Source organism: Kribbella sp. NPDC051936 (genome assembly GCF_040680955.1).
Lineage (GTDB): Bacteria > Actinomycetota > Actinomycetes > Propionibacteriales > Kribbellaceae > Kribbella.
On sequence record NZ_JBFAXS010000002.1, the window covers coordinates 199,353 to 220,510 of the forward strand.

The 21,158-nt window shown below is 69.6% G+C and carries 15 protein-coding genes and 1 pseudogene; 8 read left to right on the forward strand and 8 right to left on the reverse strand.

Annotated features, from left to right (window positions below; all coding sequences use genetic code 11):
* Nucleotides 1–27: 27 nt before the first annotated feature.
* The 5 genes from AB0L64_RS06620 (at nucleotide 28) to AB0L64_RS06640 (ending at nucleotide 7,524) form a co-directional block, all read left to right on the forward strand.
* Entirely contained in the window at nucleotides 28–1,005 is a 978-nt protein-coding gene (locus AB0L64_RS06620; RefSeq protein WP_363708457.1) for a TIGR03557 family F420-dependent LLM class oxidoreductase, read from the forward strand.
* The gene (locus tag AB0L64_RS06625) at nucleotides 998–1,441 is read left to right on the forward strand and encodes an SRPBCC family protein (RefSeq protein ID WP_363708459.1); all 444 of its coding nucleotides are present in this window, start codon (nucleotides 998–1,000) and stop codon (nucleotides 1,439–1,441) included. The genes AB0L64_RS06620 and AB0L64_RS06625 overlap by 8 nt, the downstream gene beginning before the upstream one ends.
* A 245-nt stretch (nucleotides 1,442–1,686) precedes the next feature.
* Nucleotides 1,687–3,279: a DHA2 family efflux MFS transporter permease subunit gene (locus AB0L64_RS06630; protein ID WP_363708461.1), complete on the forward strand. Its 1,593-nt coding sequence runs from the start codon at nucleotides 1,687–1,689 to the stop codon at nucleotides 3,277–3,279.
* Nucleotides 3,280–3,347: 68 nt separating this feature from the next.
* The gene (gene ligA / locus AB0L64_RS06635) at nucleotides 3,348–5,336 is read left to right on the forward strand and encodes an NAD-dependent DNA ligase LigA (protein WP_363708463.1); all 1,989 of its coding nucleotides are present in this window, start codon (nucleotides 3,348–3,350) and stop codon (nucleotides 5,334–5,336) included.
* An 88-nt stretch (nucleotides 5,337–5,424) separates the two neighbouring features.
* Nucleotides 5,425–7,524, forward strand: a complete 2,100-nt coding sequence (locus AB0L64_RS06640) for a hypothetical protein (protein WP_363708465.1) — start codon at nucleotides 5,425–5,427, stop codon at nucleotides 7,522–7,524.
* An 87-nt stretch (nucleotides 7,525–7,611) separates the two neighbouring features.
* Here the strand turns inward: AB0L64_RS06640 and AB0L64_RS06645 are convergent, their stop codons facing one another.
* The 3 genes from AB0L64_RS06645 to AB0L64_RS06655 are packed head-to-tail and all read right to left on the reverse strand — an operon-like array spanning nucleotide 7,612 to nucleotide 12,356.
* Nucleotides 7,612–7,833 (reverse strand): hypothetical protein, encoded by a 222-nt coding sequence (locus tag AB0L64_RS06645; protein WP_363708467.1) that lies wholly within the window; start codon nucleotides 7,831–7,833, stop codon nucleotides 7,612–7,614.
* Between the two features lie 39 nt (nucleotides 7,834–7,872).
* On the reverse strand, nucleotides 7,873–11,271 hold the full coding sequence (locus AB0L64_RS06650; RefSeq protein WP_363708469.1) for a sugar-binding protein: 3,399 nt from the start codon (nucleotides 11,269–11,271) through the stop codon (nucleotides 7,873–7,875).
* A gap of 11 nt (nucleotides 11,272–11,282) precedes the next feature.
* Nucleotides 11,283–12,356 carry a LacI family DNA-binding transcriptional regulator gene (locus AB0L64_RS06655; protein WP_363708471.1) on the reverse strand — a complete coding sequence of 358 codons (1,074 nt, stop codon included), beginning with the start codon at nucleotides 12,354–12,356 and terminating at the stop codon, nucleotides 11,283–11,285.
* 199 nt (nucleotides 12,357–12,555) lie between these two features.
* On the opposite strand from AB0L64_RS06655, the gene AB0L64_RS06660 reads away from it, so the two are divergent.
* On the forward strand, nucleotides 12,556–13,518 hold the full coding sequence (locus AB0L64_RS06660) for a hypothetical protein (protein ID WP_363708473.1): 963 nt from the start codon (nucleotides 12,556–12,558) through the stop codon (nucleotides 13,516–13,518).
* Here the strand turns inward: AB0L64_RS06660 and AB0L64_RS06665 are convergent.
* The 3 genes and pseudogenes from AB0L64_RS06665 to AB0L64_RS06675 form a co-directional block, all read right to left on the reverse strand.
* The gene (locus AB0L64_RS06665; protein ID WP_363708475.1) at nucleotides 13,472–13,783 is read right to left on the reverse strand and encodes a family 20 glycosylhydrolase; all 312 of its coding nucleotides are present in this window, start codon (nucleotides 13,781–13,783) and stop codon (nucleotides 13,472–13,474) included. The genes AB0L64_RS06660 and AB0L64_RS06665 overlap by 47 nt on opposite strands.
* A 226-nt stretch (nucleotides 13,784–14,009) precedes the next feature.
* A pseudogene (locus tag AB0L64_RS06670) lies at nucleotides 14,010–14,157 on the reverse strand (transposase); the annotation flags it as partial.
* Between the two features lie 341 nt (nucleotides 14,158–14,498).
* Entirely contained in the window at nucleotides 14,499–16,565 is a 2,067-nt protein-coding gene (locus tag AB0L64_RS06675) for a transposase (protein ID WP_363708477.1), read from the reverse strand.
* Between the two features lie 158 nt (nucleotides 16,566–16,723).
* Between AB0L64_RS06675 and AB0L64_RS06680 the strand changes: the two genes are divergently transcribed.
* Nucleotides 16,724–17,653 (forward strand): LLM class flavin-dependent oxidoreductase, encoded by a 930-nt coding sequence (locus AB0L64_RS06680; protein WP_363708479.1) that lies wholly within the window; start codon nucleotides 16,724–16,726, stop codon nucleotides 17,651–17,653.
* Nucleotides 17,650–19,203, forward strand: a complete 1,554-nt coding sequence (locus tag AB0L64_RS06685) for a mucoidy inhibitor MuiA family protein (protein ID WP_363708481.1) — start codon at nucleotides 17,650–17,652, stop codon at nucleotides 19,201–19,203. Before AB0L64_RS06680 ends, AB0L64_RS06685 begins: the two co-directional genes overlap by 4 nt.
* On the opposite strand, the gene AB0L64_RS06690 is transcribed toward AB0L64_RS06685, so the two are convergent.
* Together AB0L64_RS06690 and AB0L64_RS06695 are read right to left on the reverse strand one after the other, a co-directional pair.
* On the reverse strand, nucleotides 19,204–20,751 hold the full coding sequence (locus AB0L64_RS06690; RefSeq protein ID WP_363708483.1) for a multicopper oxidase family protein: 1,548 nt from the start codon (nucleotides 20,749–20,751) through the stop codon (nucleotides 19,204–19,206).
* The gene (locus AB0L64_RS06695; protein WP_363708485.1) at nucleotides 20,744–21,106 is read right to left on the reverse strand and encodes a hypothetical protein; all 363 of its coding nucleotides are present in this window, start codon (nucleotides 21,104–21,106) and stop codon (nucleotides 20,744–20,746) included. Before AB0L64_RS06695 ends, AB0L64_RS06690 begins: the two co-directional genes overlap by 8 nt.
* Nucleotides 21,107–21,158 lie beyond the last annotated feature (52 nt).

The window sequence follows — 21,158 nt, forward strand, 5'->3', positions numbered from 1 at the left end:
AAGCCAAGCGACGACGCGGAGGTGCGCGTGAAGATCGGATATTTCCTGTCCAGCGAGGAGTACACGCCGGCGGAGTTGATCGAGCAGGCACGGATGGCCGAGGAGGCCGGGTTCGACGCCTTGTGGATCAGTGACCACTTCCATCCGTGGAACGACGAACAGGGCGAGAGCGCGTTCGTCTGGTCCACGATCGGCGCGGTCTCCCGGGTGTGCGAGCTGCCGGTGACGACCGCGGTCACCTGTCCGACCGTGCGGATCCACCCGGCCGTGATCGCCCAGGCGGCGGCGACCAGCGCGGTCCTGCTGAACGGGCGGTTCACGCTCGGCGTCGGGACCGGCGAGGCGCTCAACGAGCACATCCTCGGATCGGTCTGGCCCTCCCTCGACGTACGTCTGGAGATGCTCGAGGAAGCGGTCGAGATCATGCGCCGGCTGTGGACCGAGGACGGGTTCGTCAACCACCACGGCAAGCACTACACCGTCGACACCGCGCGGATCTACACCCGGCCGCCGGACCCGCTGCCGATCTACATGTCCGGATTCGGGCCCGAGGCAACCGATGTCGCGGCGCGGATCGCGGACGGGTACATCACGACGTCGCCCGACCGGGACCTGCTCCGGCGGTTCCGCGACCACGGCGGCCTCGACAAGCCGGCGCAGGCCGGGTTCAAGGTGAGTTACGCGCCGACCGAGGACGAGGGCGTCGAGCAGGCGCACCGGATCTGGCGCAACTCCGGTCTTCCCGGCGAGCTCGCCCAGGTCCTCCCCTCCCCACGGCACTTCGAGCAGGCCAGTGAGCTGGTCACGAAGGAGTCCACCGCGCAGTCGGTCGCCTGCGGGCCGAAGGCCGAGACCCACGTCGCGGCGTTCACGCCGTACGTCGACGCCGGGTTCGACGAGGTGTACGTCGCGAACATGGGCCCGCACAGCGTCGACATGATGAATCTCTACCGCACCGAGGTCCTCCCCGAACTCCGTCTCCGCAAGGAGCAGTCCCATGAGTAGCCACCAAGCCTGGACCACCGTCGACGTCGCGCCGAACGTCCTGTTCGACCGGCTGTCCGACCTGGACCATCTCCCCGACTACCTGCCGTGGCTGACCTCGCTGCGGCGTACCGAGGCGATGCCTGTCGAGGCGCAGGGCCCCGAAGCACGCCGGCCGCACCAGGCGGTGCACGAGGAGGTCGATGTCACCGCCGGCGACGGTCACCGCGACGGCTGGATCGACGTCCTCGACGAAGACCGCATCCTCCGCTGGCAGATCGAGGGACCGCACGCCTACCGCGGCGAACTGGCCGTCGACTTCGTCGCCGACGGTACGTCGAAACTCACCGTCCAGCTGGACACCACCGCCACCACGGACGTCGACCGCGAACTCGAACAAGCCCTGGCCGACATCAAGACCTCGTTCGAACAGCACCCGCCGACGGAACGCTCGTAATCCGGTAGAAGCGCCGGGCAGTGGCCGAGTAGATCTGTTCGCGGGGACCGACAGGATCAGTGTGCCCTGCGCGATCCGCTGCCCGGCCGGCCGCCTCGCCCCGCCGCCCGGGCAATCGCCCGCTTCAGGCCGAAGACGGGCCGTTGACGACGTCGCTCTGCGTAGCCATGGGAAAAGTCTGGCCATCCGGAGGGTGGAGGGGCGTAGTGTCTGCACAGAGCGCATCGTGCGAGGGGGGCCAGACCGTGAGCGATCCAGCAGCGACCCGTTCCGAGTATCCCGACCACATCGACGCCGCGGTCCTGAAGGTGGCCGGCGTCGTGGTGCTGGGCGCGATCATGTCGATCCTCGACATCACCGTGGTCAACGTCGCGCTGCCGACGTTCCAGGACGAGTTCGGCACGCCCCAGAGTCCGGTCTCCTACTCGACGGTCGCCTGGACGGTCACGGCGTACACGCTCGCGCTGGCGACGGTGATCCCGTTGACCGGCTGGGCCGCCGACCGGTTCGGCACCAAGCGGCTGTACATGATGGCGATCTTCCTGTTCACCGCCGGCTCCGCGCTGTGCGCCACCGCGACCAGCATCAACATGCTGATCGCGTTCCGGGTCCTGCAGGGTCTCGGCGGCGGCATGCTGATGCCGCTCGGCATGACGATCATGACGCGGGCCGCCGGACCGCACCGGATGGGCCGGCTGATGGCCATCCTCGGCGTCCCGATGCTGCTCGGCCCGATCCTCGGCCCGATCCTGGGCGGCTGGCTGATCCAGGTGGCGAGCTGGCACTGGATCTTCCTGATCAACGTCCCGCTCGGCGTGATCGCGATCGTCTACGCCTGGTTCGCGCTGCAGCGGGACACGCCGCACCGCTCGGAGACCCTGGACGTCGTCGGGGTCCTGCTGATGTCGCCCGGGCTGGCGTTGTTCCTGTTCGGCGTGTCGTCGCTGCCCGCCGAGAACGGTGACTTCGGTGCGCCCCGGGTGTGGGTCTCGATCCTGGCCGGGCTGCTGCTGATGGCGGCGTTCGTCTGGCACTCGTTCCGGCCGAAACATCCGCTGCTCGACCTCAGGCTGTTCAAGGACCGCAACCTCACGGTGTCGATCGTGACGATGTTCCTGTTCGCGGCCGCCTTCTTCGGCGGGCTGCTCCTGGTGCCGACGTACTTCCAGCAGATCCGCGGCGAGTCGACGCTGCAGGCCGGTCTGCTGGTCGCGCCGCAGGGGATCGGCGCGATGGTGACGATGCCGATCGCGGGACGGCTGGTCGACAAGGTGCCGGTGGGCCGGATCGTGCCGTTCGGGCTCGGGCTGATCGTGATCGGCATGTTCGGCCTGACGCAGCTCACCGCGACGACGCCGTACGGCATCATCATCGTGATGCTGGTCGTGATGGGCTTCGGGATGGGCGGCACGATGATGCCGCTGTTCACGTCGGCGCTGCGGACGCTGGCCGGGCCCCAGGTGGCACGCGGCTCGACGTTGCTCAACATCAGCCAGCAGATCGCGTCGTCGTGCGGTGTCGCGACGATGTCGGTCATCCTCACCAACCACCTCAACGACTCGCCGATCATCCCCGGGACGGACCAGATCCCCGGGCTGGGCGACGGGCTCCGCGAGACCCAGGCCGCCATCCTGGCCAACACCCGCCCGGTCATCATCGCCGCGCTGCACCTGGATCCCGTCGCGCTCGCCCGCGGCCTCGCCGACGCCGCCGCCGCGTTCGCGAGCACGTTCTGGGTGGCGTGGGTGCTGGTCGTGCTGACCCTGATCCCCGCCCTGATGCTGCCCCGCAAACGCGAGGAGACGCACCTGACGGAGGGCAGCGCGGTCATCGAGTGACCGCCGGCGATTCCCACCCGGCACAGGAGATCCCGCGGATTGTCGGACGTCCCGGGTAGGGTCCTGGCGTGGATATTGGGGAGCGGATTCAGGAACTCGCCGATCGCATCGTGGTGCTGCGTGACGCCTATTACCGCGGGTCGCCGTCGGTCGCCGACGCGGAGTACGACGCGATCGAGGACGAGCTGCGGGCGCTCGTCCAGGCCAACCCGGAGCTGACCCCCGACCCGAACCCGCTGGACCAGGTCGGCGCGCCCGCGGTGCTGCACGCGCCGGTCCGGCACTCGCGACCGATGCTGTCGCTGGAGAAGGCGACCCGCCCCGAGCAGGTCGAGGCGTTCTTCGCCCGCTTCCCCGGCCAGCCGGTGGTCGTGATGCCGAAGCTGGACGGCCTGTCCCTGGCTTTGGTGTACGAGGACGGGCGCCTCGCCCGCGCAGTCACGCGAGGTGACGGCACCACCGGCGACGACGTGACCCCGCTCGTGCGCGCGCTCGCCGACGGCGTCCCGGACCGCCTCGACGTGCCGGACCGGACCGAGGTGCGCGGTGAAGCGGTCATGCTGCGCTCCACCTTCGCCGCTTACAACGCCGCACATCCGGACAAGCCGCTGATCAACCCGCGGAACGCGGCGGCCGGGACGTTGCGCGCGAAGGACCCGGCCACCGTCGCCGAGCGGCGGCTGCAGTTCCTGGCGTTCGACCTCCTCAGCGACCAGGCCGAGGCCGACCTCGAGCGCGCCCTGCAGACCATGGGGTTCACGGTCGCGGACATGCGCCACTGCAATGACGCCGCCGCGGCGCAGGCGGTGATCACCACGATCGAGCAGCAGCGCAACGAGCTCGACTACGACCTCGACGGCGCCGTGCTGCGGCTCGCCGACCGGGACGCCTTCGCCGCCGCCGGCACCCGGTCGAGCTCGCCCCGCGGCGCGCTGGCGTTCAAGTTCGCCGCCGAGGAGAAGACCACGCTGCTCGCCGACGTGGTCTGGGACGTCGGCAAGACCGGCAAGATCGCGCCGGTCGCCTGGCTCGAGCCGGTCTTCGTCGGCGGTACGACGGTCACCCGCGCCACCCTGGCGAACCAGGAGGTGATCCGCGCCCGCGACATCAAGATCGGCGACACGGTGCTGGTCCGCCGGGCCGGTGACGTGATCCCGTTCGTGGCCGGCGTGCTCGACGCGTCGAAGCGCACCGGGCAGGAGCGCGACATCGTGCCGCCCGGCACCTGCCCGTCGTGCGACCAGCCGCTGACCGAGCAGGGCAACAGCCGCGAACTGTTCTGCACCAACGTCTCCTGCCCGGCGCAGACCGTGCGGCGGCTGATCCACTGGGCGTCCCGCGCGGCCGCCGACATCGACGCGATCGGCGGCGTCTGGATCGAGCGGCTGGCCGAGTCCGGCATCCTGGAGAACCCGTCGGACTTCTACCGGCTGACCGCCGAAGGGCTGCTGGAGTTCGACCGGATCGGCGAGATCTCGGCGGCCCGGATGATCGAGTCGATCGACACCAGCCGGCAGGTCGGCCTGCGCCGCGCGCTGATCGGTCTCGCGATCCCGATGGCGTCCGAGGGCACCGCGGCCCGGTTGTGCCGGGCCGGGTTCGGCTCCCTCGAGGAGGTCGCCGACGCGGGTGTCGACGGCCTGGTCGCCGTGGACGACATCGGTCCGAAGGTCGCCGCCTCGCTGATCGAGCACCTCACCCGGCTGCGCCCCGAGCTCGAGCGGCTGCGCGCCGCCGGCGTGTCACTCGACGTCCGCGAAGAAGACCTGCCGCCGGTCGTCGCCGCCGGCGCGCCGTTGGCCGGCAAGACCGTCGTGGTCACCGGCGCGATCAGCGACCCGCGCTCCGGCGAGAAGGTGGCCCGGCCCGCCTTCCAGCGGCTCTGCGAGAAGGCAGGCGCGACGATCGCCTCCTCCGTCTCGGCGAGCACCGACTACCTCATCACCGGCGCCGACGTCGGCGCCGCCAAGCTCACGAAGGCGGAGAAACTCGGCGTCGAGGTCGTGGACCAGTCCGAGATCTGGCGCCAACTCCAGCAGGCGGACCTGCTCGGTTAGCGCGCGCTGTCCAGTTCCTGACAGCACCCTGGCGCCCGGCCGCTCCGGCGGGAAAGGGTGGTCGGACGTCGAGGAAACGGAAGAGCGCATGACCGACAGCACCGACAAGCACGGCGAGGCGACCGGCTTCCAGGAGCAGGCGCCGTACGACGAATCGATCGACCTCCGCACCGATTTCGTGATGGTCTACGGCCTCAACGACAGCACGCCGGAGCGGATCGCCCGGTGGCGCGACGCCGGGTACCGGATCCACCTGATGACAGGGATCTCCTGGGGCACGTACCAGGACTACCTGGACGGCCGATGGGACGGCTCCGGCCACTGGGCCGACGCGCAGACCGCGGGCGACGGCTCGCCGATCCTGCACGGTGAGAGCACCGACATTCCGTACATGGTGCCGACCTTCGCCTTCACCGAGTACCTGGTGCACAAGCTCCGCCCGATCATCGAGCTCGGGGTCGAGGGCATCCACCTCGAGGAGCCGGAGTTCTGGGCGCGGGCCGGCTACTCGGAGTCGTTCAAGCGTGAGTGGCAGGGCTTCTTCAAGGAGCCGTGGCAGGCGCCGCACAGCACACCCGAGGCGCACTTCCGCTCCGGGCAACTCAAGCAGCACCTGCTCTCCCGCAGCCTGGACCGTGTGACGTCCGTGCTCCGCGACGAGGCGCTCGCCCAGGGCCGCGAAGTGCGCTTCTACGTCCCGACACACAGCCTTCTGAACTACACGCAGTGGCAGATCATCAGCCCCGAATCGCGGCTGCGAACCTTGCCGTCGATCGACGGTGCGATCGCGCAGGTGTGGACCGGCACGTCCCGGACGCCGAACGTGTACGCCGGGAAGGTCGCCGAGCGCACCTTCGAGACGGCGTACCTGGAGTACGGCATCGCGCAGGACCTGACCCGCGGTACGGACCGGCGGATGTGGTTCCTGCACGACCCGATCGAGGACCACCCGGACCGCACCTGGGAGGACTACCTCGCCAACTACCGGCGCACGCTGGTCGCGTCGCTGCTGCACCCCGGCGTCGCGCGGTACGAGGTGGCGCCGTGGCCGCACCGGATCTTCAACCGCCCGTACCTGCGGGAGGGATCCGCCGAGCGCGAGCTCATCCCGCCGGACACGGCGACCAGCTACCTGATCGCGATGAACAGCCTGCGCGATCTCGAGCAGCCCGACGTGCGTTGGTCCCAGGAGGGTCCGCGGATCGGGATCGCACTGTCCGACACCGCGATGTTCCAGCGCTGGGCGCCCGGTGGTGAGAGCGGCCACTACGACGGTCTGCAGGACGCGTTGGCGCTCGAGGGCCGTGAGCAGCTGCACTTCTCCGACTTCTACGGACTGGCGCTGCCCGCGCTGTTCGAGGGGCAGCGGGTCTGCCCGGTCCAGCTGGAGAACGTCATCGACACTCCGGACGCGCTGGACGACGTCGACGTACTCGTTCTGAGCTACGAGTTCCAGAAGCCGTTGGCGCCGGGCATCCACTACGCGCTGGCTGGATGGGTCAGTCGCGGCGGCAGCCTGCTGTACGTCGGGGACGGCGCGGACCCGTACCACGAGATCCGCTCGTGGTGGACCGGGCGATACGACACCTGCGCCGACCATCTGGCCGAGGCGCTCGGGGCGGACCGCTCGCGTGACGGCGTCCAGGCGAGCGGTCGGGGGCGGGTGCGGTTCATCGCGTCCCGGCCGGCCGAGTTCACCGAGTCGCCGGAGCGCGCGGCCGAGCTGGTGTCGGCGATCCGCGAGCTGGCCGAGGCGGGCGGGCACACCTGGAAGTCGAGCAACTGGCTGTCGGTGCAGCGCGGTCCGTACCTGATCGGCGCCGTGCTGGAGGAGGCGGGCGGCTCACAGCTTCTCGAGGGCACCTACCTCGATCTGCTCGACCCGCAGTTGCCGATCGTCCGGCGCCGCGAGCTCGGGCCCGGACAGCTGGCCTGGCTGCGCGACCTCACTTACGACGACGAGACGCTCCTCGCCTCCGCGGGCCGCGTCGTGGACTGGCAGCGGGACGCGACCACGATCAGGTTCAGCTGCGAGGCGCCGCGCGGCGTACAGGTCACGACGGCGCTCCGCGTGCCGTCCGAGCCGACGGCGGTGCAGGGCGTCAGCGAGTCGAAGTACGAGGACGGCGTGCTGTGGCTTCGCCATCCAGGTGATCCCGCCGGGACCCGCGTCGAGCTCAGCTTCTGATGGTCGTGATGCGTGCGGACCCGCGCCCGGCCGGACGGCCTCCGGTGGAGGTCGTCCGGCCGAGCGGATGATCGCCTCGGTATCCGGTCAGAGCTGGTGAAGCTTGTGGAAGGGGGCCGGGACCCGGAGGAGACGGCCCTTCCCGAGGTCCACCACCACCGCTTCGGCGCCCTCGACCGCGGTGATCCGGCCGATGCCTTCCTTGTCGTGGGAAACCCGGCCACCGACCTCGAACGTCTTGATCGGTGCGGGCACCGGCTGCTTGAAGGGACTTGTGGCTAGGCGGCGCTTCGCGCGTGTTGTCTCCATTTGGCCCCAGTATGCGCCAGCCGGAGCCGTTTCGCCGACCTACGGGGCGCGGCGCAGCACCACGGTCGCCTGGGTGGTGCCGCGGGGAAGGCGGACGGTGCCGGTGACCTGGTCGACGACGGCGCCCTCGGTCGAGACGTGGGCGATGTTGTCGCGCAGCACCGGCAGTTCGATACTGTAACCGGTCGGCTTCGCGGTGTCACCGCTGAGCCGGAGCGTCACCGTCCTGCCGGACGTGGTGAGTTGGTAGCCGATGCGGCCCCCGGTGACCGGGTAGCTGTTCAGCGCGATCTGCTGCCGGTTGCGGATCCACTCGTTCGGCACACCGCGGCCGATGATCACGGTCCCGTCCGACTTCTCCGCGATCAGCGAGTCGAACAGCACCTTGGTCGCGGTGGACTGGCCCCACATGTGCTGGTTCGAACCGCCGCCGCCCCGGGCGTGGTCGATGTTCCACGGCGAGTCGGCGCTCGGGTAGTCGACGCCTTCCCACCAGCCGAACGGCCCGCTCATCGTCTTGTCGATCATGTACTGGTACGACTTGATCCCGAGGTCGCGGTACTCCTCACCCCGCAGCGCCGCACTCCCGTACCCGGCGTTGTACGCGCTCGAGAAGTACCCGTGCGGGTACCCGCCGAAGTTGTAGATGGTGTCCGAGACGTCCTTGCGCCGCTCGAACCCGTGCGTGTACGTGTCGTCGATCTTGTCGAACATCGTCCCGTGCTGGTCGGCGCCGAACAGGTACCCGTCCCACGCCCAGCGCCCGAACAGGAACATCGAGGCCCAGTTCGCGTCCCGCGGGTCCTTGCGCGGCCCGGTCTCGTTCGGTTCCACCATCGAGATCGGGAGGTAGTCCAGGTCGTACTGCTTCATCGTCTGCTCGATGCGCGCGGTCGCCACCTTCAGCAGATCGTCGTACTCGGCCTTCGCCCACGCCGCCTCCGCGGTCTCGCCGAGTGCCGTGGCGAGATAGCGGTATGTCGTGAGCCCGGTCAGCGCCGACCAGTTGTCGATCGTCCAGTACCCGTGGGAGTCGATCGCGTCGGTCTGCTTGATGATGCCCGTGCCGCCGTCGATCCGGTCGGTCTCGATCGTGTGCGTGTTCTTCTTGATCGTCTCGAACCGGTTGCGGATGAAGTCCTTGTCGCCGGTGCGCTGCAGATAGAGCGCGTACGGCCAGCTGTATTTCCACTTCGCGTCGTCGTACTGCAGTTGCGCCGGCAGCGTGGACAGGTAGTCCCGGGCGTAGGTGAAGTCGCCGACCGTCAGCAGCGTCGACACGATGCCGATCGTGTCGTGGTCGAACATCTCGTCGTACCCGTTCTCGCCGACGTGCAGTTCCTTGGCGCCGTTGATGTCGTCGCGGATGATCAGCGTGTAGATGTACCCGGCCTTGTAGGCGTTGATCAGCCGCCGGTGGGGCAGGTCCGTGATGTCCGCGATCGCCGACAGCCGGTTGTTCCAGTACTGCCGCATGTGCCGGTAGTGCTCGTCGAAGCCGCCAAGGGGCCGCACCTGCTCAGCCGTCGGCCAGTCGTACGTGCCGCCGAACCGATCCGCTGCCACCGCATAGTCGCGGACGACGGTCTGCCCGGCGCCGACCGTCTCACCGGCATCGTTCAGCGGCGTCAGCAGGCTCGACACCCGCGGCAGACGAGCCGGCGCCGACGTGGTGTTGGTGACGGTCATCCGCGAGTACGCGATCTCAAAACGGTTGCCGTTGACAACCACGAGGTCGGCGAAGTTCTCGACCTTGATGCCGAGCCCGTCCTTGGAGTACTCGCTGATGAACGCGGGCAGGTATCCCTCGGCGTTGGACCATTTGATCTTGCCCGGGATGTTCGGCACCCCGAAGGTGATCATCGCGTCGCCCCGGCTGCGCAGCCGGTAGCTGCCGTCGATGAAGGCGATCGGCGCGTTCAGGTCACCCTCCCAGCCGAACGAGGAGGTGAGACCCGGGTTGGTGACGTAGGTGTACTGCGCGTTCGCCGCGGACGAGACCGCTTCGTCGAACGCCGCCTTGAGGAAGTCGTACGCGAGCCGCAGGTCGTCCGCCTGCGCGCCGCCGTCCGCGAGGGTCGCGGTCGCCGCCGCGATCTCGTTGTCCAGCTGCCGCTGCGCGGACTCGCTCGCCGCATACACGTCCGCCGCCGCGGCCTGGTCGAGCATGTTCTGCACCAGAGCTCGGTAGCTACCGGCCGACGCCAGAGTCACACCCGCGAGTGTGACGTTGCCGGAGGCATGCGTCTTGCGGGTCAGCTGTGCGCTGACGCGGGCCGACTGCCCTGGCTGGAGGTTCAGCTCGAACACCCGGGTGACCGACGGGTCGGTGCTGACCAGTTCGGTGCTCACGTAGGTCGGCGTCGACGCACCGTCGAGGTAGACCGAGATCTTCGCCGCGGCGCGCCAGACGCCGGAGACGAAGTGCAGGGTACGACGGTCCGCTGCCGCCGGGACCGTAAGGTCGTAGCCGTACGGATCGGTGAGGTCCACGCCTGTGTTCGCGCCGTCGGCGAAGAAGATGCCGCCGTGACGGGTGCCAGGCTCGGAGGCAGTCGGCGTACCGTCGGTCCACGAGTAGCTCACCGGGTTGTCGTTCTGCGAGCCGATCGCTCCCCCGGACTGCCGATTCGCGACCGCGAGCACCGGCGTACCGGCCCGGCGGTTGATCGTCGATCCGTCGAGGTGCATCCAGTCGCTGACCCCCTCGGCCGTCAGGTTCATCGACACCGGCGCAGCGGTCGCCGAGAACCCGGTTCCCAGCGTCGAGAGCGTCGCGGCCGACAACGACAGGTTGCCGGCGGCATTGAGTTTGCTCGCGAAGCGACCGGTCACGACAACGCCCTGGCCCGGCCGGATCGTCACGGTGTAGCGCTTCGCCCCGGCGGTGCCGCCCGCGTTGATCTGCGTGGTGTACGGACTGCTGCCGTCGGTCGCGGTCACGGTCACCGATCCACGGGCCTGCCAGATCCCACCCACGAACACCAGGCGTCGTGGCGAGTCTGCGGCCGGGACCGTGATCCGGTACCCGGCGTCGTGGGCGGTCGTGTCCCCCACCGTCGTCGTGTCGTAGTTGAAGACGCCGCCGGTGGTGACGCCGGTCGCCGGCGAGGCGCCGTCCGACCACCCGAACGAGATCGGGCTGTCGTCGAGCGTCGTCCGGCCACCCGCCGGGTTCAGGTCGTCGACGGTGAGCGCCTGCGGTACGCCGGCCTTCCGGTCGACCCCTGAACCTGTCACATGGACCCAGTCGAGGTCGCCGTACGACGTCAGGTCCATGGCGCCGCCGACGCCGCGGCCGTTGGGGAGGTTCTCGACGCCGACCACGAACGGGTCGGCGGGCGGGGTGGCCGCCGGAGCGGCCGGGGCGGAGATCACTGCGGTCACCACGAGTGCCGCGGCGCCGACCGCCGCGAGCATTCTGGTTCCGTGCCTCATCTTGTGTCCCTTCAGGAGGTTGGCACAGCGGACGTGCGGGGCCCGGGGAGGCTGGATCCGCGGACCACCAGCTCCGGCTCGAGCAGCACGTGCTGCGGCTCACGGGGATCGCCGGCCATCAGGTTGTCGATGGCCTGGATCAGTTGCCGTCCGACCTCGTCGATCGGCTGGCGCAGGGTGGTCAGTCCCGGACTCACCAGGGCGGCGGTCGGCGAGTCGTCGTACCCGGTGATCGCGACGTCGGCGCCCGGCCGCAACCCGCGCTCGTGCAGCGCGCGCATCACGCCGAGCGCGAGCGTGTCGGACGCACAGACCAGGGCGGTCGCGGGGCGGGAGGCGTCGAGCATCCGGTGCGCGGCCTGCCGGCCGGCTTCGAGGGAGTCGGCGACCGCGGCCTGCAGGTCGGTCTCCAGCTCCCGGGCGCGGCAGGCGTCGAGCCACCCTTCGCGGCGGTCCTGGCCGAGCTCGGACTCCGCGAGCCAGCCGATGTGGCCGATCCGCCGGTGCCCTTGGGCCGCCACGTGATCGGTCGCCGCCCGGGTTCCGGCGCGGCCGTCGACGTCGACCCAGGCCAGGCTGTCGTCGCCGTCCCAAGAGCGGCCGAACGACGCGAACGGCACGCCCCACGAACGCAGCGCCGCAACGCGGTCGTCGTTGTGATGCGTCTCGGCCAGCACGAACGCGTCGATGGAGGTCTTCTTCAGCAGGTCCCGGTACGCCTTGATCTCGCCGGCCGGTCCGTCCTCGGCGTGGCACAGGATCAGGTGGTACCCCGCCTCGACCGCGGCAGCGTTCAGCACGTACAGGAAGTCGTCCATCAGCAGCGACGCCTTGTCCGGCCGGGACGGCCGCATCTTGAAGGCGATCAGCGACGAGCTCCGGTTGCGCAGCGCCCGGGCGGACAGGTTCGGCTCGTACCCGAGCTCCTCGACCGCGGCCAGGATCCGCTTGCGGGTTTCCGGCGCCACCCGGTCGGGGTTGTTCAGCGCGTTCGACACCGACTGCGCCGACACACCCGCCCGCTGAGCGACCTGCACCAGCGTGACATGACCGTGCGGAGCCGGCCCACGGTTGGCGTGCTGCATTGGCACTCCCGGGATATTAACGTTAAAAAGACTGCCTGCAAGCTACTGAGTCGCGAGTGGCATCGTCAAGAGCTGAAGCGGAGTCAATGGTTTTAACGCTAACAGCCGCCTATCCCCAGGCAGTTATCCACAGGCCGCGAGGTTCCTCCGTCCGCGGCCGGCGGAAAACCGTACGTTCTTGGGGCAAGGAGGTGCTCGAATGAACAAGCACAGGAATCACCGCCGGCGTGGCCGGCAGACGCTCGGAGCCGACCAGCACCCGCATCCGCAGCTCAGGCCGCTGACCGTCGGGCAGGCCGCGCGATTGGTGCGCCTCGCAGAGGCAGCAGCGGCGAAGCGCGGCTTCGCGATGCGGTACGACGGCGTCGCGGCCCTGGTGCCGGTCGGAACCGGGGATGTGTCTGCAGACGCGGCCGACGGAATGACCGCCGGTCTGGGCAACCTCGCCCTCAAGGTCGCGAACCTGCCACGACAGCAGTGGCACGCCGAGGTCAGTGATCACTTCGATCAGATGCCCAGACCCGACGAAGTCATCACGGTGCCGGACGACCTGGAGAACAAGCTCTGTCTCAGGCTCGCGCGTGCAGCGTTCCACGATCCTGACATGGTCCGCGACACGCCTGAATTCGTGCCGGGTGTCGTCGTGGTGCCGGCTGTCTACGTGGGGCGCGCGGCAGCGATGTACTTCGACGTCGACAGGCTCGGTCTGACACGAGATCAGGCCACCCGGATCGGCCTCGCGAACCTTCGCCGGATCCAGGACGAGGTCGAGACCGTGCAGCTGGCCGGGGCCGAGCTGACCGTGGTCGGCGGAGGCATGTTCACCGCGTCGAGAGCGCTCGTGTTCGACACGGTGCTGCGCGAATCGCTCCGGGTCGAAGACCCTGCCCACGGTTGTCTTGTCGCCATGCCCGCGCGCGACCAGCTCGTGATTCATGTGCTGCGAGATCAGACGGCGCTGAACGCACTGGCTGCCATGGTGAGCCGCACCGCCGAACTCTTCACCACGAGCCCGGGCGCAGTCAGCCCGCACGTGTATTACGTGATCGACAACGAGTGGCACCAGGTCACCGACTACACCACCGGCACCTTCCATCTCCACGAGGTCCCCCCACTCACCGAGGCCCTGGAGCAGCTGGACGCCATCCCGAAGGCCGCATGATCGCCCGATCCCTGCGGGCGCCTCGCCCGAGGGTCTCCCAGGTCGCCGGCGGTTCAGGCGGGGCAGTCTCTGTGTCGAGGGCGAGCGAGCTGAACCCGGCCTCGGTCTCCGTGTAGAGGTCCGGCGCGAGGTCACCCTGCTCTGCTCCCGGGTACGACGCCAGCGCCGCGTTGGTGTGCCCTTGGGTGTCGATCTCGGTGACGTAGTGCTCCCCGGCGTAGCGGATCGGCTCGGCGTAGTCCTCCTTCGTGTACGCCCCGCCCACACCGCCACCGACCTGCAGACTGCCGCCATACTCCGTGAGGCCTGGCCAGGGTTTATCTGGATCCGCCAGCCCTGGTCGTCCGACAGGTGCAGGTGCAGCCGACCGGTCTAGTGCAGCGACACCAGGTGTCGGTCGCGCCCCGCAGACCGAACCGGACCCCGGCCGGCACGGGTCGAGAGACAAGCTGATCCTCGTGCCCCGGGCGGCTTAGCGGCCACCAGGGCCAGTCGTACTGGGTGTGCACGGCGGCGGCGTCGAGCTGGCCGAACACCGAGTGCAGCATGGCCTTGTCCCTGCCCAAGGCGTGCTTGGGACATGGATGTGAGGTTGGCCGTGTAGTGGGTCCGGCAGCACCGCCATGACGCGCTGGGCAGGAGGCGCAGCCCGCCGAGCCGCGGACGCTAGGTGAGCTGACGAAGGTCGCTGGGAGCACAACGTGCAGGTGACGATCGAGGGCCTGGTGCATGTGCCGATGCCCAAGATCGCCGAGAAAGGCGGCTCGAGGAGGATCTGTGCGGGAGGCGCCGATCGCAAGGACCAGCCCGGCGTGGGCGTCGGAGGTCACCAACGCGACGCCGTTCAGACCGCGGGCGACCAGGTCCTTGAAGGAGCTGTTACAGCCAGGTCCCGGACTCGGCGGCGGAGGTGGCCGTGACGTCGATGGCCGAGGATCTCGCGGAACCCGTCGGTGCCAGCTCGTCGAGGTTCCTGGCCATCACACTGACCTGACCACTGACGTCAGAGCCGCCTCCGCCTGGCGGCGGCGTTCCAGCAGCCAGTCCGGGAAACGAGCTCGCGCTCTCGCGCAGTTTGGACACGGCGACGTCAGCGTGCCGACCCGGGTCTCAAGCTCGCGGTGGCGACAGCCGTTGCGGGAGTTCACCCGACCTGGACCACGCGTCCCGGACGCGGCACCGCACACGCTGTCGGCGTCCGCGAACAGCAACGTTCTGACGAACCCTTCCAGCAACTCACGCCCAGACGGGATTCGATGGGTGCCGTCGGGGTCTCCATGGAAGGTGAAGCCGTGCGGTGTGGTCCATTCGAGCGTCTTGTGGTCGATGCGGTGCACAGACCATCCGCGGGCGTGCGTCTTCACCCGGTGACCGAACCGTCCGAGCGGCGCGAGGTTGGTGGTGCTGGTCTGGCCTGTTGGCCCGTGAAGGTCGTAGGGCTCGATGTGATCGAGGTCGATGGTGTCGCTGGTCTCGCGGGTGCCGTACGGGAAGAGTTCGACCGGGTGGATCAGTCGCACCCGCTCACGAATCCGGGTGGGGATTTCGTAGGCGTTGACGCTGACCGCGTCGTTCAGGTCGATGACTGGCTTCACCGTGTAGGGACCGTGCCCGACCAGTTCGGCCAACTGGCTGGCCAGCAGCGGCCCGATGCCCTCAGCCCGTACGACGCCGGCACCACTCGCCAGCGTCTTGTCGGTGAGATGCACGATCACCTCGGTCTGTCCTGGACGCACGTGGCCCCTGACTCGGCCGGCCCTGGTCGGGTCTGCCGAGTAGGCGTCCTGTTCGATTTGCGCGAGTCGTGCGTCGAGCGCCCGGAGCGTGGCAGCGTCCATCGGTTGCGCCTCAGCGGTCCGGGTCCTCGGGTCGGGCGAGCGGCCGTCGTACGGATCAACCGGCAGATCGAGGTCGCGTGGCCCCGACGCCTCCAACCACGGATCCTCCATCGGCCCGACCGGCTCCCGCGGATCAGACGGCTCCAGCAGATCGTCCTCGCCGTCCGCACACGCGACGTCGACCCACGCGACGCCGGCACCGTCGGCCGTCACAGACGTCCCGCTCCCCGAACGCACGCGCTCGTCGGCAGCCTTGATCGTGGCCTCGCTCGTGGCCGCTACGTCGGCTCCGGCCCGGACATCCAGTATCGCGTCGGCTTCGCCCTGGGCGTCCGCTGCGGGGTCGGCTCCGGCCCGAACGTCCATTGTCGGGTCGGCTTCGGTCTGTGGGGCGGCATGAGGTGGGGCGTTGTCGTGCCCTGCCGCGGCGCCTTGAGCTCGGGCTTGGGTGAGGAGTTCTTGGGTGAAGGCGGGGTCGGAGATGATGCCGACGGCCTCGGCGCGGCGGTGCTGGACCGGGCGGGTGTCACCGAAGGTCTTCAAAGCCTCGGCGATCGCGGCGATGGCCGCGTTGTACCGATTCACCCCGCCGGCCGCGGCCTTGATGTAGATCGTCTTGTTGCCGTGCCCGTCCCCGCGCCCGACGAACACGCGACGCTCGGCGGCTGCTTCCGCGGCGTCGGTTTCAGCGAGCCCCGGATCGGCCTGCTTCTTGGCTGCGGCCACGATCTTGTCCAGCCGGTACGGCGAGATCGTGTCAACGACCGGCGCCACCCGCCGGTCCACATACGCCGCCCCCTGGAGGTCCAGCTTCCCGCAGCACCGCACGATCTGACAGGCCTTCCACGCAGTCGCCTCACCAGTCTGAACCTGCGCCCAGATCCGTGGGAACCGATGCCGCAACGCCAGGCCATCGGCGATGATCTGACGCCCCACACCAGGAGAGACACCGACCACGACACCGAACTCCGCCACCGCGAACTCCGCAATCTCGGGGCAACCCTCACCACCCAGCACCACCGCACGCTCCCGCCCATCACCCACCCGCCGACCCGGCCGCACCCCACACACCGCGGGATGAAACCGGTCAGCGTAGACCTGGGCACACTCCAGCACCCGCGCGTCGGCCCGGCTCGCCACCGCACGGCACTCAGCCGCGGCCTCCAGCAGGTCGCGGGTCGGCAACACACCCAGATCATTATCGAACATGTGTTCGATTCTATGAAACGCATGCCGATTTCGCCAAATCCACCGAGCCCACGAAATCCCATGCCTGCAAGGCGAAACGGCGAACTACCTATCGTTCCGAGCGGCCGATTCCCAGGCGGGAATTGCCCAGGCGGACGGCGCTCGCGACGATCGGCGGTATGGACTTGGAGGCGAAGGTCGGCGTGTTGCTGCCGACGGTGAAAGCGCAGTGGGCGGCGGGCGACGAGCCGCGGCAGGTGGTGCGGCTGGCGCTCACGGCCGAGGAGCTGGGGTACGACTCGGTGTGGACCAACGACTCGGTGCTGACACCGCGGATCGAAGCGCTGACGGTGCTGACCGCAGCGGCTGCGACCACCGAACGCGTGACGATCGGTACGGCGACTTTGATGCCGGTCACCCGCCGTCCGGTGAACGCGGCGCACAGCCTGGCGTCGCTCGACCTGCTGTCAGGCGGCCGGCTGGTGGTCGGCGTCGGTGCGGGATTCCCCGGGCGCTTCGGCGTACCGCTGCACCGGTTGTCGGAGGTGCCGTGGGAGCGCAGGTTCGCGCGGCTCGACGAGACGGTCGCGCTCTGGCGGCGGCTGTGGAGTGCGGACGAGCCGGTGACGTTCCACGGCGACGTACTGCGGCTGGACAACGTACCGCCGACGATCCGGCCGCACACCGCGGGCGGACCGCCGATCTGGCTCGGCGGATCGACCCCGGCCGCGCTGGAACGGACCGGCCGGCTGTACGACGGCTGGCTGCCCTATCCCCCACGCGCCGACGACTACGCCACCGGCCTGAAGGTCGTGCAACAGTCGGGCCGCGCCGTCACGCCCGCGCTGTTCGTCTCGGTCGCGATCACCAACTCACGTGCCGAAGGCGAGGACCGCCTCCGCGGCTATGCCCGCACCAATTACGGTATGGACCTCGAAGACCTCCGCAAGATCCAGGCGGTCGTCGCCGGCCCCCCGTCCCACGTCACCGAACACCTCCGGGCGTACGTCGAAGCCGGCGCCACGCACCTCGTCTGCAGGCTCGCGGCCGCGGGCCTCGACGATTACCGCCGCCAACTCGAACTCCTCGCGGCTACTGTCAACACATGAGCGAACTTTTGGTGGATGCGCCGATCGTCGCGGTGACCGTGTATCCGGATCGGGCACGGGTCACCCGGCGTGGGCGGGTGGTGGTGCTGGCCGGGGATCAGACCGTGTACGTCGAGCCGCTGCCGCTGTTGCTGCAGGACGATTCGGTGCGCGTGTCCGGGCGCGGGCCGGCGACCGTACTCGGGGTGGACGTGGCGACTCAGCACCATCCGCAGGCTCCGGACGAGACAGTCGGCGAGCTCGAGCGGCAGCGGCGTGCGGCGCAGGACGAGATCGCTGCGCTGACCGACGCGGACGACGTACAGGTCCAGTTGGAGACGTTCCTCGCGCAGCTGGCCAAGCGGGCCGGCGGAAGTTTCGCGCGGACGCTCGCGGCGGGCGACTCGACCGCCGAGCTCGGCGGGTTCACCGAATCGCTCGCAAGCCGACTGGCCGCCGTACGGGCGACCCGCCGGGAGCTGACCGCGCAGCGCCGGGACGTCGACGACCGTCTCGCTGCGATCGGCCGGCAGCTCGCCGCGCTCTCGGAGAAACGCACACCCGACCGGCGGTCCGCGGCCGTCACGCTCGAGGCCGAGTCCGAGGCGGAGGTCGAGGTCGAGCTCTCGTACGTCGTGCCCGCGGCCGGCTGGTCCAGCTCGTACGACGTCCGTCTGCGGGGCGATCGGCTGACGCTCAACTGGTACGGGGTGATCACGCAGGCCACCGGCGAGGACTGGCCGGAGTGCGAGCTCACCCTGTCGACGGCGCGACCGACCGTGACGGCGAAGGTCCCCGAGCTCGATCCCTGGTACCTCGACCGCTTCCACCCGCCGGTGCCTGTCGCCGCCGCCCCGATGATGCGCGGCGCGGCGCGGACGGACGCGTTCGCCGAGACCCTCCAGTCGGCCGCGCCCGCCTTCGTGGAGCAACAAGCGATCGTCGAGCAGGGCGTGACGGCGGCCAGCTACACCCCGCCGCGCCCCGTCGCCGTACCCGCGGACGGCGCGACCCACCGCGCGACCATCGCCGCGATCGACCTCGACGCCGAACTGGACTACATCACGGCCCCGGTTCGATCCACCGACGTCCACCTGCGGGCCACCGTGGTGAACTCGTCCGTCCACACCCTCCCGGCCGGGAAGGCCGCGGTCTTCCACGACGCGGACTTCGTCGGCTCGGCCGCGCTGCCACTGTGGGCGCCCGGCGAGGACGTCGAACTCGCCCTCGGCCTCGACGACCGCATCCGGGTGGAGCGGAAGATGGTCCGGCGCGGCGCGACGAAGGCAACGCTCGGATCGACGCGCCGACGGCAGGTCGACTACGAGACGAAGATCGAGAACCACACCCCGCGGGCCGCCCGAGTCACGGTGCTCGACCAGTTCCCGGTCGCCCGCGACCACGAGATCACCGTCAAACAGCTGACCGCCGACCCCGAGCCGGCGGAGACCACCGACCTCGGCGTCGTCACCTGGAAACTCGACCTCGGGCCCGGCGCCGAAACTGTCGTCAAGTTCGCGTTCCGGGTCGACACCGGCAAGTCGGTGGACCTGGCCGGCTGGCGCGAGTGATCAGGTGATCTCCAGGTTCGCCATCATCCCCATGTCCTCGTGCTCGGCGTTGTGACAGTGGAAGAGGTAGCGGCCGCGGTACCCGTCGAAGCGGGTGATGATCTCGGCGGACTCCCCCGGGCGCAGCGACACGGTGTCCTTGAGACCTGCGTCGGACGGGAGGGGTTCGCGGCCACCGCGTGACAGGATCCGGAAGCCGGCCAGGTGCAGGTGGACGGGATGGTGGACGTCGGCAACCAACCGCCAGAGCTCCACGTCGCCGAGCCGGGTGGTGACGTCGGTCCGGTCCGGCGCGAACGGCCGGCCACCGATCAACCAGCCGTGGCCGTCGCCCAGCTGCCCGGCGCGGAACGCGAAGTCCCGCGTCCGGACGGCCTCCGATCGCTGCCACCGCGGCAGGTCGTCGGACAGCACGTCGGGGATCCGGCTGGGATCGGCCGCCTTCCGTACGACGTGGAACGCCAGCACGTCACGGGTCCGGCCGGTGCCCGAGCGGTTCACGATCCGGACCCGGCCGCCGACGGCGACCCGGCCGAAGTCGGCAATCACGTCGTACCGCTCGGCCGGGGCGATGGGCAGGTGGCGATGCGTCACCGGGGTGCTGAGCAGACCCTGGTCGGCGCCGATCTGGATCAGGTCGAGCCGGCGCCCGTCGTCGAGCACCGCTTCGAGGTCGTAGTGCCGCGCGTTCGACGCGTTCAGGATGCGCAGCCGGTACCGCGCCGCATCGACCTCGTGCACCGGCCAGGGCGCGCCGTTCACCAGGACGACATCGCCCAGAACACCTGCCAGGTAAGGTTCCTCGACACCAGGCCGCATCGTCAACGACGGGTCGATCGACGGATACGCCAACGAACCGTCGGCGGCGAACGCGCGGTCCGCGATCAGCAACGGCAGCTCGCGCGCCCCTGACGGCAGACCGAGGCACTCCTCGGCGTCGTCGCGGACGAGGTGCATCCCGGCGAGGCCGCGCCACACGGCCGGCGCGGTGAAGTCCATCCGGTGATCGTGGTACCACAGCAGCGTCGGCCGCTGATCCAGCGGGAACGTGTACTCCCGCGTGACGTTGCTCGTCACCGCCCGCGGATCGTGCATGCCGTGGGCGTGGTGCTCCCAGCCGGACGGCAGCACGAGGTCGGTCGGATACCCGTCGGACTCCGCCGGCGTCCGCCCGCCGTGCAGGTGGACCACCGTCGGCACCGGCAACTCGTTGCGGTGGGCAACCGTGATCGCGTGCCCTCGCCTGGACTCGATCGTCGGCCCGGGAAACGTGCCGCCGTACGTCCACAACCGGGTCGGCACGCCGGGCAGGATCTCCGCGGTGACCTCCCGCTGCACGATCTCGTACCGATCGGCACCGGACAGCACCGGCGGCAACGGCAACGGCACCTGGAACGCGGGCGGCAACGGTACGGCGCTGCGCAACTCGGCCCCCGTCGACGCCGGGCGCCGCGACAGTGCGGCCGCGCTCGACAACCCGCCCGCGGCGACCAGCCCGAGCGCGCCACCGATGCCCAGCACCTGACGCCGGCTCATCCGCTCACGCATGCGCGGCCTCCCGCCAGACGGCGATGAACAACACGACCACCGCCGCGACGGTCAGCACGCCCAACGGCAGGTGCAACCACAGGGCGCCGTCCTGTCCGGCGAAGTACTGCACTGTCTCGGCCGCCACCACTCCGAGCGACGCGAAGAACGGCCAGACCCGCCGGAGCCGCGCCCAGACCACCGCTGCGGCGATCACCTGCAGACAGCCGATCGACGTGACGATGTCCGCGCCGACCGCGTGCAGGCGCAACCCGTCGAAGTCGCCGCTCAGATAGACGCCGGCGAACACCGGCTGACCGACGATCGCCACCAGATGCGCGCTCACGAGCCCGCGCAGAGCCCAACCACTGACCATGCCGCGACACTATGATTCACGCGTTATGAGCGTCCAAGACCAATATCGCTAT